Below are 15,520 nucleotides of genomic sequence, written 5' to 3' on the forward strand. Positions count from 1 at the left end.
TGGCCCCGGGCCGGCGGCCGGACGGCCGGGCGGGCTAACCGAGAATCCCCCGCTCGTACGCCGCCGCGACCGCCGCCGCGCGGTCCTTGACGCCGAGCTTGGCGTACAGGTGGGTGAGATGGGTCTTCACGGTGGCCTCGCTGATGAAGAGCTCACGGGCGATCTCCCGGTTGGAGGTGCCCTTGGCGACCAGGGCGAGGACCTCGCGTTCCCGCGCGGAGAGAGAGCCGAGGGCGGGTGCGCGGACCGCGGAGACCAGCCGGGAGGCCACGGCCGGGGAGAGCACCGTACGGCCCTCCGCGGCGGCTCGGACGGCGGTGAACAGCTCCTCGCGCGGAGCGTCCTTCAGCAGGTAGCCGGTCGCGCCCGCCTCGATCGCGGGGAGGGTGTCGGAGTCCGTGTCGTACGTGGTGAGCACGAGCACTTTGGCGCGGGAGCCCCGGCGGGACAGTTCCCGGATGGCGTCCACTCCCCCGCCGCCCGGCATGCGCAGGTCCATGAGGATCACATCCGGGTCGAGGGCGGCGGCCCGTTCCAGCGCCTCCACGCCGTTCGCCGCCTCGCCGAGCACACAAAAGCCGGGCGCGGAGGCGAACATGCCGCGCAGGCCGTCCCGCACGACAGGATGGTCGTCGACGATGAGCAGGGAAATGGGCGGCTCGTCGGACGTATCAGTCATGGCGGACCTCAGTCATGGCGGACCAACGGTACGCGAGCCGACACCGCCGTGCCATGGCCGGGCTCGGACTCGACGTCGAGGAAGCCGGCGATGCGTTCGGCGCGGGCCCGCATGCCGTCGAGGCCGAAGCCCCCGGTGCGGCTGCGGGCGGGGAGGGCGAGCGGGTCGAAGCCGCATCCGTCGTCGCGGATGTCGAGGGTGACCTCGTCACCGATGTAGGAGAGGGTGACACCGACCCGGGTGGCCCGCGCGTGCCGTGCGGTGTTGGACAGGGCCTCCTGGGCGATGCGCAGCAGGGTGGCCGCCACCTCGTCGTGGAGCGGCTCGACGGTCCCGGTGGTGGTGAACCGCGCCTGTATGCCGGTGCGTTCGCCCCATTCCGTCACCGTCTTCTCCAGCGCCTGCGGCAGTCCGCCGTCGGCCAGGGCGACCGGGGCGAGGTTGTGCACGGAGCGGCGGGCCTCGCCCAGGCTGTGCCGGGCCAGGTCGAGCGCGCGGTCGACGTGCTCACGGGCCGTGGCCGTGTCCGGGGCGCTCGCCACGGCCTGGAGCTGGGCGATGATGCCGGTCAGGCCCTGGGCGAGGGTGTCGTGGATCTCGGCGGCCAGCCGCCGGCGCTCGTCGGCGATCCCCGCCTCCCGGGCCTGGACCAGGAGCTGGGCGTGCAGGGCGGCGTTCTCGTCGAGGGCCTGCTGCAACGCCGCGTTGGTGCGCTCCAGTTCGGCGATGGCCGCCGCCTGGGCACGGGTGCGGGCCTCCTCGAGCGCGCCGAAGTGCCTGAAGAGGGCCACCAGCAGGACGTTGACGGCGAGGACCGCGCCGAAGAGCGCCCAGCCCGTGGCCCCGCTCGGCGGCAGTCCGCCCGACTGCGAACCCGCGACCGTCACGGCGGTGGCGAACAGGCCCGCCGTGCGCGCCCGTCGCGGCAGCAGGCGGTCGACGCCGAAGTAGCCGATGGCCGCGTAGAAGGCGAACAGCGGGTTCGTCCAGGTGAGGGCGAAGCCGATCGCCCAGCGGACGGCGTAGTACCAGACGCTCGCCGCGCACGGTCCCGGACGGGTGCGTGCCGCCCTGTTCCACCACAGGTGCAGGGCGGCGGCCCCGGCGACCAGGGCACCGCTCGTCCACCGCTCGCCGGCGGTCATGCCGGTCGCGTCCGCGGCCGACCAGGAGACCAGGGTGCCAGCCAGCAGCAGCGCGTACGGGCCCCAGCGGTGGAACACCGCCCACCGCTCGTCGAGCGTCGCCGTCTTCGTCACCGTCGCCGTCACGGCGCCATTGTCGGGCATGTCCGGTGTGCTCACTCCCAGCGGAACCAGCGTGAGGCCGCCGCTGTGAGCACCACCGTCCAGACGACCGGAACGCCCAGGTGGTCCCAGCCGGGCCAGTCGCCCGCCGCGGCCGCGTCCAGGGCCCGGGCGGCGGCGCCGAACGGGGTCCAGCCGGCGATGCGGGCCCATGGGTCCGGCATGGCCTGCACCGGCAGCCACACTCCCGCGCAGAACATCGCCGGGAACGTCACGGCCGACCCGACCGCGCCGGCGATCCGCGCCGTGCGGGACAGGGCGGAGATCACGGCGCCCAGGGCCAGGACGGCGAGCACGGCCGTCAGCAGGGCGAGGAGGTAGCCGAAGGGGTGCCGCGGGAGCCGCACGCCGTAGACGAGCCGGCCGGTCGTGAGCGCGATCAGGGCGGAGAGCAGCGCGGCCCCGCCGAAGACCAGCATCTGCGCGGTCAGCAGCGCGGAGGGCCGTACCGGTGTGGTGGACATCCGGCGCAGGATGCCGCGTTCGCGGTAGCCGGTGAGGGTCTGCGGCATGCCCTGCAGTCCGCCGAGGATCAGGCCGAGGAGGACGGCCACCGGCACATAGGCGTCGACGGGGCGCAGCCCGCCGAGGGCCGGGTCGGGTGTGCGGAAGAACGGGACGGCGCCGAGGACCGCCAGCAGGAGGGCGGGAAAGAGCAGGATCCAGAAGAGGTGGCCGGGCTCGCGCCGGAAGAGGCGGATCTCGGTGCGCAGGACGGCGGTGTTGAACACGGCGGCGGTCATGCCGTGACCTCCTCGTTTGGGCCGGGCCTCCCCGTCAGGTCCAGGAACGCGTCGTCCAGGGTGGCGTCGGTGACCCGGAGCTGATGGGCGGTGACACGGGTGCGGGCGAGCAGGGTGATGACGGCGTCGACCGTCTCGTCCGTGCCGGACAGCGTGATGCGGCGGCCCCGGTGCTCGACCGAGACGAGGCCGGGCAGCGCGTTCACCTCGTCCTCGTCCAGCGGCGCGGACGGGGTGAAGCTGATGACGGTGGCGCCCGTCGAGCGGCGGACGAGTCCGGCCGGGGTGTCCAGGGCGGCCACCCGGCCCTTGTCGATCACCGCGATCCGGTCGCAGAGCCGCTGGGCCTCCTCCATGAAGTGGGTGACGAGCAGGACGGTGACGCCGTTCGCGCGGATGTCCTCGATGAGCTGCCAGGTGTCACGGCGGGCGCGCGGGTCGAGGCCGGTGGTCAGCTCGTCCAGCACCACCACCCGGGGGTCGCCGACCAGGGCGAGCGCGATGAACAGGCGCTGTTTCTGGCCTCCGGAGAGCCTGCCGAACCGGGTGGTCAGCTTCGGGGCGAGACCGAGCCGTTCGGCGAGCGGACGCCAGTCGGCGGGCCGCGGGTGGAAGGACGAGTAGAGCTCCAGGGCCTCGCGGACGGTGAGTGCGTCCTGGAGTTCGCTCCGCTGGAGCTGGGCGCCGAGGACACGGGTGACCTCCTCGTGGTCGGCGACCGGGTCGAGACCGGCGACGCGGACCCGTCCCGCGTCGGGGACGCGCAGGCCCTCGACGCATTCGACGGTGGTGGTCTTGCCGGCGCCGTTGGGGCCGAGGATCCCGAAGATCTCGCCCTCCTCGACGGTGAAGGACACGCCGTCGACCACGGGCCGGCCGCCGTAGGACTTGCGCAGATCGGTGACTTCGATGACGGGCATGGCAGCAGCCTCGCGGGACGCGGGGCGGTCGCGCATCGGCCGTCTCGCTCGAGGACGCATCGGCCGATCGGCTGATGCGGCGGTACGGCTCCTGGAGGGACCGGGAGCACGACGGGCCGGGGGCGCTCGGCGCGGAAGCGGCCGTCCGCGCAGGTCGTAGGACTGCGGGACGAGCCGGACCCGGTCAAAACTCGGTGGGAAGTGTAAGGAACCATCCGTAGGCTCACTGCTGATGGCCACGACACTCCCACCCTCTGAAACGTCCGCCGAAGCGTCCGCCGAAGCTCCCCGCGACGCCTCCTCCGCCCCCTCCGAGGCCCGCTCCGCCGTGCGCACCCTGCTGCGGCTGTGGCCGTACGTACGGCCCGTGCGGGCGCGGCTGTTCACCGCCGCCTTCATCGCGATCCTCGCCTCCTGCGTCGGGCTGGTCATCCCGCTCGTCCTGAAGTGGATGGTGGACGGGCCGATCGCCGGCCGGGACCCGGCGGGCGTATGGCTCGGTGCGCTGTACCTGCTGCTGCTCGGGCTGGCGGAGGCGCTGCTGTTCGGGTTCCGGCGCTGGCTGGTGGCCCGGCCGCTGTCGGGTGTCGAGGCGGCGATGCGGGCGGATCTCTACCGGCATCTGCAGCGGCTGCCGATCGCCTTCCACGACCGCTGGCCGTCCGGGCAGCTGCTGTCCCGGGGCACCACGGACCTGATGCTGCTGCGCATGTTCCTGGCCTTCCCGCTGACGTTCCTCCTGGTCAACGGAGTGACGATCCTCGTCGGCGTGATCATCATGCTGGTCCAGGACTGGGTGCTGGGGCTGGTGCTCCTGATCCCGACCGTGCCGGTGGTGATCACCTGCGTGGTCTTCGAGAAGCGGTACTCCAGGGCGGCACGGCTCGCCCAGGACCAGGTCGGCGATCTGACCACGGTCGTCGAGGAGAGCGTGCTCGGCATCCGCATCATCAAGGGGTTCGGCCGGCACCGCAGTCAGGCGCGGGCGTTCCGGGAGCTGTCGGAGAGGCTGCGCGGCACGGAGCTGCACAAGGCCAGGCTGCTGGCCACGATCCTGGGCGTCATCGTGACGCTGCCGGAGCTGGCCATCGGGGCGGCGCTGGTGCTCGGGGTCGTGCGGGTGGCCGACGGGGACCTGTCCGCGGGCACGCTGGTGGCGTTCCTGTCGACGGCCCTCGCGCTGCGCTGGCCGGTGGACTCGATCGGGTTCCTGCTGGCGATGAGCCAGGAGGCGGCCACCGCCACCGAGCGGTACTTCGAGGTGATGGACGCTCGGGAGGAACAGGAAGAGGACAGGAGAGTCAAGGCGGCCGAGGAGGCCGAGGGAGCCGAGGGGCCCGAAGAGGACGGGAGGGCCGGGGAAGCCCGGAAGGCCCAGGAGGCGGCGAGGGCCGAGAGAGCCGAGAGTGCCGAGAAGGCCGCAGGAACGAGGAAGGACGGCGACCGTGCCCCGGCCCCTGCCGCCCGGTCCGCCGCCCGGTCCGCCGCCCGCGGCGGCGAAGGGCTGCGGTTCCACGGCGTCACCTTCCGCTACCCCGACGCCCCCGCCGGTTCCCCGCCCGTCCTCGACCGTGTCGACCTGCACATCCGCCCCGGCGAGTCCCTGGCCCTGGTGGGTGCGACCGGCAGCGGCAAGACCACGCTGACCGCCCTGATCCCGCGGCTGTACGAGGTGACCTCGGGGCGGATCACCCTGGACGGCGTCGACATCAGGGACATGTCCCGCGAGGAGCTGCGCTCACGGGTCGCCGTCGCCTTCGAGGAGCCGACGCTGTTCTCGGCCACGGTCGAGGAGAACGTGCTGATGGGTGCCGGGGACGGCGCCGGGAGGAAGGAGCTGGAGCGGGCGCTCGGCGTGGCGCAGGCCGACTTCGTGCACACGCTGCCGCAGGGCGTGGACACCCAGGTCGGCGAGCAGGGGCTCAGCCTCTCCGGCGGGCAGCGGCAGCGTCTCGCGCTCGCCCGGGCCGTGGTCGGCCGGCCCGACTTCCTGGTGCTGGACGACCCGCTGTCCGCGCTCGACGTGCACACGGAGGCCGCGGTCGAGGCCGCGCTGCGCCGGGTGCTCGCGGACACCACGGCCCTGATCGTGGCGCACCGCCCCTCCACGGTCCTGCTGGCCGACCGCGTCGCCCTGCTCTCCGGCGGCCGGATCACCGCCGTCGGCACCCACCACGAACTGCTGCGCACCAACCCCGAGTACGCCCACCTCATGTCCGGCACCCCGGCGGCGGGGCAGGCGGAGCGGACGGAACAGGCGGAACAGGAGGACATCCGATGACGGCGACCACCACCGCGCCCGCCCCGGACCGGGACGACGACCGGTCGCCCGAGGAGGCCGGCGATCCCTTCGACCGGGACGTCCTGCCCGCTCCCCCGGGCGCCACCGGCGCACTTCTGCGTTCCCTGCTGCGCCCCCTGCGGGGTCGCGTCGTCCTCGCCGCGCTGTTGCTGCTGCTCCAGCAGGCGGCGGCGCAGGCCGGTCCGCTGCTGGTGGCGTACGCGATCGACCGGGCGGTGCCCGCGTTCCGGGCCGACGACCACGGGCCGCTGATCGCGGTGGCGGTGGGCTATCTGCTGTGCGCCACGGCGTCCGGCGCGCTGCAGTACGCGTTCATCATCGTCTCCGCCCGGGTCAGCCAGGACGTGCTGCTCGATCTGCGCGGCCGGATCTTCCGGCACGCGCAGGCGCTCAGCATCGACTTCCACGAGCGCTACACCTCGGGCCGGCTCATCTCCCGCTCCACCACCGACGTCGAGTCGCTGCGCGAGCTGCTGGAGGAGGGCCTGCAGGAGCTGGTGACGGTCGCCCTGTCCTCCGTCTACATCCTGACGCTGCTGCTCTGGCTGGACCTGGGGCTCGGCGCGGTCGCGGTGGCGTCGTTCGTGCCGCTGTACGCGATCGTGCGGTCCTACCGGCGGCGGGCGGGGCGGGTGTACCGCAGGCGGTCCACGGCCATCGCGGCGGTGATCGTGAAGTTCGTCGAGACGATGAACGGCATCCGGCCGGTGCGCGCCTTCCGCCGGGAGGCCGCCAACGACGCCGACTTCGCGGTGCTGAACCGGCGGCACGAGCGGACCAACGGCGATGCGCTGCTGGAGATGGCCCGCTATGTCGTCGGCTCGCGGATCACCGCCAACGTCACGGTGGCGCTGGTCGTGCTGTGGGGCGCCTACCGGGTGGCGGACGGCTCGCTGGCGCTGGGTGTGCTGGCGGCGGCGGTGCTGTATCTGCGGCGGCTGTACGACCCGATCGACCGGCTGGGCATGTTCCTCAACTCCTACCAGTCGGCGGCGGCCTCCCTGGAGAAGATCGCGGGTCTGCTGGCCCAGATCCCGTCGGTCCCGGAGCCTTCGGTGCCCGAGCGGCTCCCGCCGCTGAAGTCCGGTCTGCCCGGCCGCGAGGTGGTCTTCGACGGCGTCCGCTTCGGCTACCGCACGGGCGGGGAGGTGCTGCCCCGCTTCGACCTGACCATCCCGGCCGGCCAGACCGTCGCCGTGGTCGGCTCCACCGGCGCGGGCAAGTCGACCCTGGCCAAGCTGCTCGCCCGTTTCTACGACCCGACCGACGGCCGGGTGCTGCTGGACGGCGTGGACCTGCGCGACCTGGCCGTTCCCGAGCTGCGGCGCGGGGTCGTCATGGTCACGCAGGAGGCGTTCCTGTTCTCCGGCACGGTCGCCGAGAACATCGCCATCGGCCGTCCGGACGCCACCCGTGAGGAGATCGAGCGGGCCGCGAAGGCGATCGGCGCCCACGACTTCATCAGCGCCCTGCCCGAAGGCTACGACACGGACGTGCGCAAGCGGGGCGGCCGCATCTCCGCGGGCCAGCGCCAACTGGTCTCCTTCGCCCGGGCGTTGCTCGCCGATCCGTCCGTGCTCATCCTCGACGAGGCCACCAGCTCGCTCGACATCCCGGGCGAACAGGCGGTGCAGCGTGCGATGGCCACGGTGCTGCAGGGGCGTACGGCCGTGGTGATCGCCCACCGTCTGTCCACGGTGGAGATCGCCGACCGGGTGCTGGTCATGGAGCACGGCCGGATCGTGGAGGACGGCGCTCCGGCCGACCTCATCGCCGGCACGGGCCGCTTCGCCCGTCTGCACCGCGCCTGGCGGGACAGCCTGGCCTGAGCAACCGGACTCCGCGGAACCGGAACTCCGCGGAGTCCGGGCTCCCGGGAACCGGCCCCTGCGGAACCGGACGGCGGCGGGACCGCGGAGGACGCCGAGGCGGCACGGGTGGTGCACACGGCCGCGGCCGACGACATCGTGCAGGGGCTGCCCGACGGGCTCGACCCGGCCGGCCCCTCCTTCCCGCCCCTCCCGCTCTTTCCCGCTCTTCCTCCGCGCGCGTGTTCTCCCGCACGCTCGCGCATTTGAGGCGGGATCATCCACCCCACCCCTTCTGCCCGGATACCGGACACCCACCTCCGGACAGCGGACGTTTTCGGCCAACTTCCGCTGCGCTCCGACGGTGGCGGCAGACCGGGAAGCCGCCCACTCCGGCCCCGCAGCACCCCGCCCACGTGCAACTCCGGCAGCCTCACTCCCCTGCACCACCGCCCGTTCATCCCGCCGAAACATCCAACCGACCGTCACTTTTCGGCCAACATCACCTGGAGGCTCTGTCATGTACGCGTCGGTAGTGTCACTCTTCCAGCACCGCCGCACGAGCACTGCACCCCACCACCGTTCCGGTCCGGCACCCCCACGCCGACCGGACACCCCCACGTAAGGAGCTTGTGTGACTCCCCGCTGCACGCGTCCCAGACGCACCGCCCTGGCCCTCGCCACCGCCGTCGCGACCGCAGCCCTCCTCGGCACCGGTCTGAGCACCGGCGCCTCGGCCCAGCCCCAGGCCGGTTCCACCGGCGCAGCTCCCCTCGCCGCCGCCCCCGTCCTGCTCTCCGACGCGGAGCGCACCTCCCTGATCCGGCAGGCGCAGGCCGACGCCTCCGGCACCGCCCGGGAGATAGGCCTCGGCTCCCAGGAGAAGCTGGTCGTCAAAGACGTCGTCAAGGACGCCGACGGCACGGTGCACACCCGCTACGAGCGCACCTACGCCGGCCTGCCCGTCCTCGGCGGCGACCTGGTCGTCCACACCTCCAGGACCGGCAGGACCCAGGGCGTCACCAGGGCCACCGAGGCGGCCATCGAGGTGGACACGCTCACGCCGAGGATCACCGCCGCCAAGGCCGAGAAGCAGGCGGTGACCCTGGCCCGGGCGGCCGGTTCGGAGAACACCACCGCCGACCAGGCCCCGCGCAAGGTCATCTGGGCGGCCGACGGCACACCGGTCCTCGCCTACGAGACGGTCGTCGGCGGCTTCCAGGAGGACGGCACCCCGAACGAACTGCACGTCATCACCGACGCCACCACCGGCGAGAAGCTCTACGAGTACCAGGGCGTGGTGAACGGCGTCGGCAGGACCCTGTACTCGGGCACCGTCACCCTCTCCACCACCCGGTCGGGGTCGACGTACCAGCTGTACGACACCACGCGCGGCGGCCACCGGACGTACAACCTGGCCCGCGCCACCTCCGGCACCGGCACCCTGTTCACCGACGCGGACGACGTGTGGGGCACCGGCACCGCCTCCAGCTCCAGCAGCGACCAGACGGCCGCCGCCGACGCCGCCTACGGCGCCCAGGTCACCTGGGACTTCTACAAGAACGTCTTCGGCCGCAACGGCATCAGGAACAACGGGACGGCCGCCTACTCACGGGTCCACTACGGCAACAACTACATCAACGCCTTCTGGTCCGACAGCTGCTTCTGCATGACCTACGGCGACGGCGCGGGCAACGTCAAGCCGCTGACCTCGCTGGACGTGGCCGGTCACGAGATGTCCCACGGCCTCACCTCCTACACCGCGGGGCTGCGGTACTCCGGCGAGTCCGGCGGCCTCAACGAGGCCACCTCCGACATCTTCGGCACCGGCGTGGAGTTCTACGCCAACAACGCCTCCGACCCCGGTGACTACCTCATCGGCGAGAAGATCGACATCAACGGCAACGGCACCCCGCTGCGCTACATGGACAGGCCCAGCAAGGACGGCGCCTCCGCCGACTACTGGTCCTCCGGCGTGGGCAACAGGGACGTGCACTACTCGTCCGGCGTCGCGAACCACTTCTTCTACCTCCTCGCGGAGGGCAGCGGCGCGAAGACGATCAACGGCGTCAGCTACAACTCGCCGACGTACGACGGCTCCCGGATCACCGGCATCGGCCGCGACAAGGCGCTGCAGATCTGGTACAAGGCGCTGACCACGTACATGACGTCGACCACCAACTACAAGGGCGCCCGCACGGCGACCCTGAACGCGGCGGCGGCGCTGTACGGCTCCGGCAGCACCGAGTACAACACGGTCGCGGCGGCCTGGACCGCGGTCAACGTCACCTGAGCCACGGGCAGTCGACGGGCACGGCCCCCGGAAAGGACCTCCTTTCCGGGGGCCGTCCTGGGCTTGTGTCCCGTGTCCCGGGGGCCGTCCTAGGCTTGGGTCCCATGTCTACGGAGGACTTCACCTACGAGGAAGTCGGCGCGACACGTGAAGAGGGTCACTGCCCGCCGGGCTTCCACCCCCTGCACATGCGCATGCGCATCGGCGAGGGCACGGAGGTGTTCCGACGGGCGTCCGAGGCGGTGCTGACCTGGGAGATGCACCGGGCTCTCGGAGTGGAGATCGACACGAGTGCACAGCGGGCGGCGCCCGGTGTCGACGTCACCGTCAGCGTCGCCGGGGTCGTCAGGGCACCGTGCCGGGTGGTCTGGACGGTCGAGGAACACCGTCGCGCCGGGTGGGCCTACGGCACACTGCCGGGGCATCCGGCGTGCGGTGAAGAGGCCTTCGTGGTGAACCGCACGGGAGACGGAACCGTGTGGCTGACGGTCAGTTCGTTCAGCAGGCCGGCGGCGTGGTACACCCGGGCGGCGGGAGCGGCTACCCGGGGAGTGCAGCACATGCTCGCCCGGCGCTGCGGCGCGGTGCTGCGGAGGCTGTGCGCCGGCATACCCGAGCCTTGACTGCGGGCAGTCGTGCCGCCCGGGCGGTACGACTGCCCGCGGCCGTGCTATCGCATCAGCACCCCCGCTCCCTCGCCCGTCCCCTCCGCGGGGGTCGCCACCAGGCCCAGCTCGGCACTGGAGGCCATCAGGCGGTGGGCGGGCAGGATGCGGACCGTGTAGCCGTAGGGACCGGTGCGGTCCAGGGAGAGCGGGCCCTCGTAGACCCAGCGGCCGTCGGGGTCGGGGGCACCCGCGGGTTTCAGCGGGACGGCGGTGGCGTCGGTGATGCGGTCCTCCTCGTCCACCCGCCCGGAGACCACCTGCACCTCCACGTCGTCCGGGCCGAGGCCGCCCAGGCCCACGCGCACCCGCAGACCGAGGGTGGTGCCGAGTTCGGCGGTGGCCGTGGAGAGGGACTCCCCGGCGCGTTCGGCGACGGGGGAGGAGGTCTCCACATGGTCGACCTTCACCTCGTGCCAGGCGCTGCGCACCCGTGCCTTCCACCGCGCGAACTCACGGGCCGTGTCCGGGTCCAGGGCGCGGTGGGCGTGGGCGGCGGGGACGTAGAGCCGTTCGACGTACTCGCGGACCATGCGGCTCGCCAGCACCTTCGGGCCGAGCCGGGCCAGGGTCTGGCGGACCATCTCGATCCACCGGTCGGGCAGCCCGCCCCGGCCGCGCTCGTAGAAGCGGGGGGCGATCCGCTGCTCCAGCAGGTCGTACAGTGCGGCGGCCTCGATGTCGTCGCGCTGGTCGGGGTCGTAGCCGGCGCCGTCCGCGGTCGGGATGGCCCAGCCGAAGTCGGGCTGGTACCACTCGTCCCACCAGCCGTCCAGCACCGAGAGGTTGAGGCAGCCGTTGAGCGCGGCCTTCATGCCGGAGGTGCCGCACGCCTCCAGCGGGCGCAGCGGGTTGTTCAGCCAGACGTCGCAGCCGTGGTAGAGCTTCTGCGCCATCGCCATGCCGTAGTCCGGCAGGAAGACGATCCGGTGGCGCACCCGCGGGTCGTCGGCGAAGCGGACCAGCTCCTGGATGAGCCGCTTGCCGCTGTCGTCGGCCGGGTGCGCCTTGCCCGCGACCACGATCTGCACCGGCCGCTCGGGATGCAGCAGCAGGTCCATCAGCCGGTCGCGGTCGCGCAGCATCAGCGTCAGGCGCTTGTACGACGGCACCCGGCGGGCGAAGCCGATCGTCAGCACATCGGGGTCGAACACGTCGTCGATCCAGCCCAGCTCGGCCGTGCCCGCGCCGCGCTGCCGCCAGGAGGCCCGCAGCCGGGCGCGCACCTCGGCGACCAGCTGTTCGCGCAGGTCGCGGCGGAGGTCCCAGATGACCTGGTCGGGGATGTCGGCGACGGCGTCCCAGCGCTCGGAGCCGCCCGAGGTCAGCGCGTCCTCGGTGCGGTGGGGGCCGATCTGCCGGGCGCCGAGCCGGAAGACCTCGGGGGCCACCCAGGTCGGGGCGTGCACGCCGTTGGTCACGGAGGTGATCGGCACCTCCTCGGGGTCGAATCCCGGCCACAGACCGGCGAACATCTCCCGGCTGACCTTTCCGTGCAGCAGGGAGACGCCGTTGGCGCGCTGGGCCAGCCTGAGCCCCATCACGGCCATGTTGAACAGGTTCGGCTCGCCGCCCGGGTAGGTCTCCATGCCCAGCTGGAGGATCCGCTCGACGTCGATGCCCGGCAGCTCGGCGTCGGGCCCGAAGTGGCGGGCGACCAGTTCCCGGTCGAAGCGGTCGATGCCGGCCGGGACGGGGGTGTGCGTGGTGAAGACCGTGCCCGCGCGCACCGCCTCCAGTGCCGCGTCGAAGTCCAGGCCCTGGGCGCACAGCTCGGCGATGCGCTCCAGGCCGAGGAAGCCCGCGTGGCCCTCGTTGGTGTGGAACACCTCGGGGTCGGGGTGGCCGGTGATCCGGCAGTACGCCCGCACCGCCCGCACTCCCCCTATGCCCAGCAGCATCTCCTGCAGCAGCCGGTGCTCGCTGCCGCCGCCGTAGAGCCGGTCGGTCACCCCGCGCTCGCCCAGGTCGTTCTCCTCGACGTCGGAGTCCAGCATCAGCAGCGGGATCCGGCCGATCTGGGCCACCCAGATCCGGGCGTGCAGGGCCCTGCCGCCGGGCAGGGCCAGCAGGACCCGCGCCGGGGTGCCGTCGGGTTCCTTCAGAAGGGTGACGGGCAGCTCGTGGGGGTCGAGGACCGGGTAGTGCTCCTGCTGCCAGCCGTCCCGGGACAGGGTCTGCCGGAAGTAGCCGTGCCGGTACAGCAGCCCGACCCCGATCAGCGGTACGCCGAGGTCGCTGGCCGCCTTCAGATGGTCGCCGGCGAGGATGCCGAGGCCGCCGGAGTACTGCGGCAGCGCGGCCGTGATGCCGAACTCGGGCGAGAAGTACGCGATGGCGGCGGGCAGGCCCTCCGGCCGGCTCTGGTACCAGCGGTCGCCGGTCATGTAGTCGTGCAGGTCGTCGGCGACGGCGGTCAGCCGGCGCAGGAAGCGGCGGTCCTCGGCCAGCTCGGCCAGCCGCGCGGGGGGAACGCTGCCGAGCAGCCGTACGGGGTCGCCTCCCGAGGAGACCCAGTGCTCGGGGTCGATGGACTGGAAGAGGTCACGGGTCTCGGCGTGCCAGGACCAGCGCAGATTGCGTGCCAGCTCGCTGAGCGGGCGCAGGGGCTCGGGGAGAGCGGGACGGACGGTGAACCGACGGATCGCCTTCACTTGCCACCTCGGCGCGTTCGCTGGATGGACGCACTGCGCTGTGCGCCCCGTCACACTGAAAACCGTACCGGCCCGGCAGCGGGCACCGCTGGGTGTGGACACCACCGGGTGTGCCGTGCCCGGAAGGGACCGGGTCGGCGTCCGGACCGGACCGGTCGGCGTCGGTTTCGGACCGGCCGGTCTTGTGTGTCGGCATACGCGTGAGTAGTTAACAAGGTGCCGGATTGCTCACCCGAATAGGGTGGGAAGGCTCACCGGTACCCCCTTCAGGCACACCTTCGCAGGACCTCCCCACAGACATCCGCCCACACCCTCGTTGACGCGGACAGGAGGCGGTCATGCCCGCCAAGCACCATCCGGCAGTACCCCCGACGACCAGCGCGAGCGGCGCGGCACGCAGCGCACAGGCGGCTTCCGGCCGGCCCGGTGCCTCCTCCGGGTCCTCCCGCGGCTCCGGCCGGCGGTCCGCCCCGGCCCCGAAGCGGCCCTCGGGCAGGGCCACCGCCGTGGGCCGGATCCCCGTGCTGGACGTGCGCCCGATCGTCCTGAACGGCCGCAGGCCCGCCAAGGCGGTGACCGGGGAGTCGTTCCAGATCTCGGCCACCGTCTTCCGGGAGGGCCACGAGGCGGTGGCCGCGAACGTGGTCCTGCGCGACCCGGAGGGCCGTCCGGGTCCCTGGACGCCGATGCGCGAGCTGGCCCCCGGCACCGACCGCTGGGGCGCCGAGGTGACCGCCGGCGAGCCCGGTCTGTGGACGTACACGGTCGAGGCCTGGGGCGACCCGGTCACCACCTGGCGGCACCAGGCGCAGATCAAGATTCCCGCCGGGCAGGACACCGACCTCGTCCTGGAGGAAGGCGCACAGCTGTACGAGCGGGCCGCCGCCGGAGTGCCGGAGGACGAGGGCCAGAAGGTGGTCCTGGACGCCGTGGCGGCGCTGCGCGACGAGAGCCGGCCGGCCGCCGCCCGGCTGGCGGGGGCGTTGACGCCGGAGGTGGATGCGGTGCTGGCGCGGTGGCCGCTGCGGGAGCTGGTGACCGCCTCCGAGCCGCTGCCGCTGCTGGTGGAGCGGGAGCGGGCCCTGTACGGCTCGTGGTACGAGTTCTTCCCCCGCTCCGAGGGCACCCCCCAGCAGCCGCACGGCACCTTCCGCACCGCCGCGCGCCGGCTGCCGGCGATCGCCGCGATGGGCTTCGACGTGGTCTACCTGCCGCCCATCCACCCCATCGGCACCACCTTCCGCAAGGGCCGCAACAACTCCCTGACCGCCGGCCCCGACGACGTCGGGGTGCCCTGGGCCATCGGCTCCCCCGAGGGCGGCCACGACGCCGTCCACCCCGCCCTGGGCACCCTGGAGGACTTCGACTGGTTCGTGGAGCGGGCCCGGGAGCTGGGGCTGGAGATCGCCTTGGACTTCGCCCTGCAGTGCTCCCCGGACCATCCGTGGGTGCACAAGCATCCGCAGTGGTTCCGTCACCGTCCCGACGGCAGCATCGCGTACGCGGAGAATCCGCCCAAGAAGTACCAGGACATCTATCCGCTAGCCTTCGACGCCGACTTCGAGGGGCTGCTGGCGGAGACGGTGCGGGTGCTGCGGCACTGGATGGCGCACGGGGTGCGGATCTTCCGGGTGGACAATCCGCACACCAAGCCGGTGGTGTTCTGGGAGCGGGTGATCGCCGAGATCAACGCCGCCGATCCCGATGTGATCTTCCTGGCCGAGGCGTTCACCCGGCCGGCGATGATGCACACCCTGGCGCAGATCGGTTTTCAGCAGTCCTACACCTATTTCACCTGGCGCAACACCAAGCAGGAGCTGACGGAGTACCTCACCGAGCTGACCGGGGAGGCGGCCGCGTACATGCGGCCCAATCTGTTCGTCAACACCCCCGACATCCTGCACGCCTATCTGCAGCACGGCGGGCGGCCCGCCTTCGAGGCGCGGGCCGTGCTGGCCGCCACGCTCTCGCCCTCCTGGGGCATCTACAGCGGTTTCGAGCTGTGCGAGAACACCCCGTTGCGGGAGGGCAGCGAGGAGTACCTGGACTCGGAGAAGTACCAGCTCAAGCCCCGTGACTGGGAGGCCGCCGAACGCGAGGGCCGCACCCTGACCCCCCTGATCACCCGCCTCAACCACATCCGCCGCCG

Annotated in this window: 10 protein-coding genes; 5 read left to right on the plus strand and 5 right to left on the minus strand. The window is 72.5% G+C overall.

The window, feature by feature from the left end; genetic code table 11:
- Positions 1–34: 34 nt before the first annotated feature.
- The 4 genes from CCN35_RS05655 to CCN35_RS05670 are packed head-to-tail and all read right to left on the minus strand — an operon-like array spanning position 35 to position 3,649.
- On the minus strand, positions 35–679 hold the full coding sequence (locus CCN35_RS05655; protein ID WP_067397514.1) for a response regulator: 645 nt from the start codon (positions 677–679) through the stop codon (positions 35–37).
- A gap of 8 nt (positions 680–687) precedes the next feature.
- Entirely contained in the window at positions 688–1,968 is a 1,281-nt protein-coding gene (locus CCN35_RS05660) for a sensor histidine kinase (protein ID WP_067397513.1), read from the minus strand.
- 11 nt (positions 1,969–1,979) lie between these two features.
- Entirely contained in the window at positions 1,980–2,729 is a 750-nt protein-coding gene (locus CCN35_RS05665) for an ABC transporter permease (RefSeq protein ID WP_067397512.1), read from the minus strand.
- On the minus strand, positions 2,726–3,649 hold the full coding sequence (locus tag CCN35_RS05670) for an ABC transporter ATP-binding protein (protein ID WP_067397511.1): 924 nt from the start codon (positions 3,647–3,649) through the stop codon (positions 2,726–2,728). The genes CCN35_RS05665 and CCN35_RS05670 overlap by 4 nt, the downstream gene beginning before the upstream one ends.
- A gap of 232 nt (positions 3,650–3,881) precedes the next feature.
- On the opposite strand from CCN35_RS05670, the gene CCN35_RS05675 reads away from it, so the two are divergent.
- From CCN35_RS05675 to CCN35_RS05690, 4 genes are all read left to right on the plus strand, one after another.
- Positions 3,882–5,930 (plus strand): ABC transporter ATP-binding protein, encoded by a 2,049-nt coding sequence (locus CCN35_RS05675; protein ID WP_245863019.1) that lies wholly within the window; start codon positions 3,882–3,884, stop codon positions 5,928–5,930.
- Positions 5,927–7,780 (plus strand): ABC transporter ATP-binding protein, encoded by a 1,854-nt coding sequence (locus tag CCN35_RS05680; RefSeq protein WP_067397510.1) that lies wholly within the window; start codon positions 5,927–5,929, stop codon positions 7,778–7,780. Before CCN35_RS05675 ends, CCN35_RS05680 begins: the two co-directional genes overlap by 4 nt.
- Positions 7,781–8,393: 613 nt before the next feature.
- A complete protein-coding gene (locus CCN35_RS05685) occupies positions 8,394–10,052 on the plus strand; it encodes a M4 family metallopeptidase (RefSeq protein ID WP_067397509.1) in 1,659 nt (552 codons plus the stop codon).
- Positions 10,053–10,156: 104 nt separating this feature from the next.
- Complete coding sequence (locus CCN35_RS05690) at positions 10,157–10,675, plus strand: DUF1990 domain-containing protein (protein ID WP_067397508.1); 519 nt, start codon at positions 10,157–10,159, stop codon at positions 10,673–10,675.
- Positions 10,676–10,722: 47 nt separating this feature from the next.
- Here the strand turns inward: CCN35_RS05690 and CCN35_RS05695 are convergent, their stop codons facing one another.
- Positions 10,723–13,371, minus strand: coding sequence for a glycosyltransferase family 1 protein (locus tag CCN35_RS05695; protein WP_067397507.1), 2,649 nt, complete (start codon positions 13,369–13,371; stop codon positions 10,723–10,725).
- Positions 13,372–13,709: 338 nt separating this feature from the next.
- Here CCN35_RS05695 and CCN35_RS05700 point away from each other — a divergent pair.
- A partial coding sequence (locus tag CCN35_RS05700) for an alpha-1,4-glucan--maltose-1-phosphate maltosyltransferase (RefSeq protein ID WP_086791714.1) occupies positions 13,710–15,520 on the plus strand: 1,811 nt, incomplete at its 3' end.

It is taken from the genome of Streptomyces thermovulgaris (genome assembly GCF_002155915.1).
Classification (GTDB): Bacteria; Actinomycetota; Actinomycetes; order Streptomycetales; family Streptomycetaceae; genus Streptomyces; species Streptomyces thermovulgaris.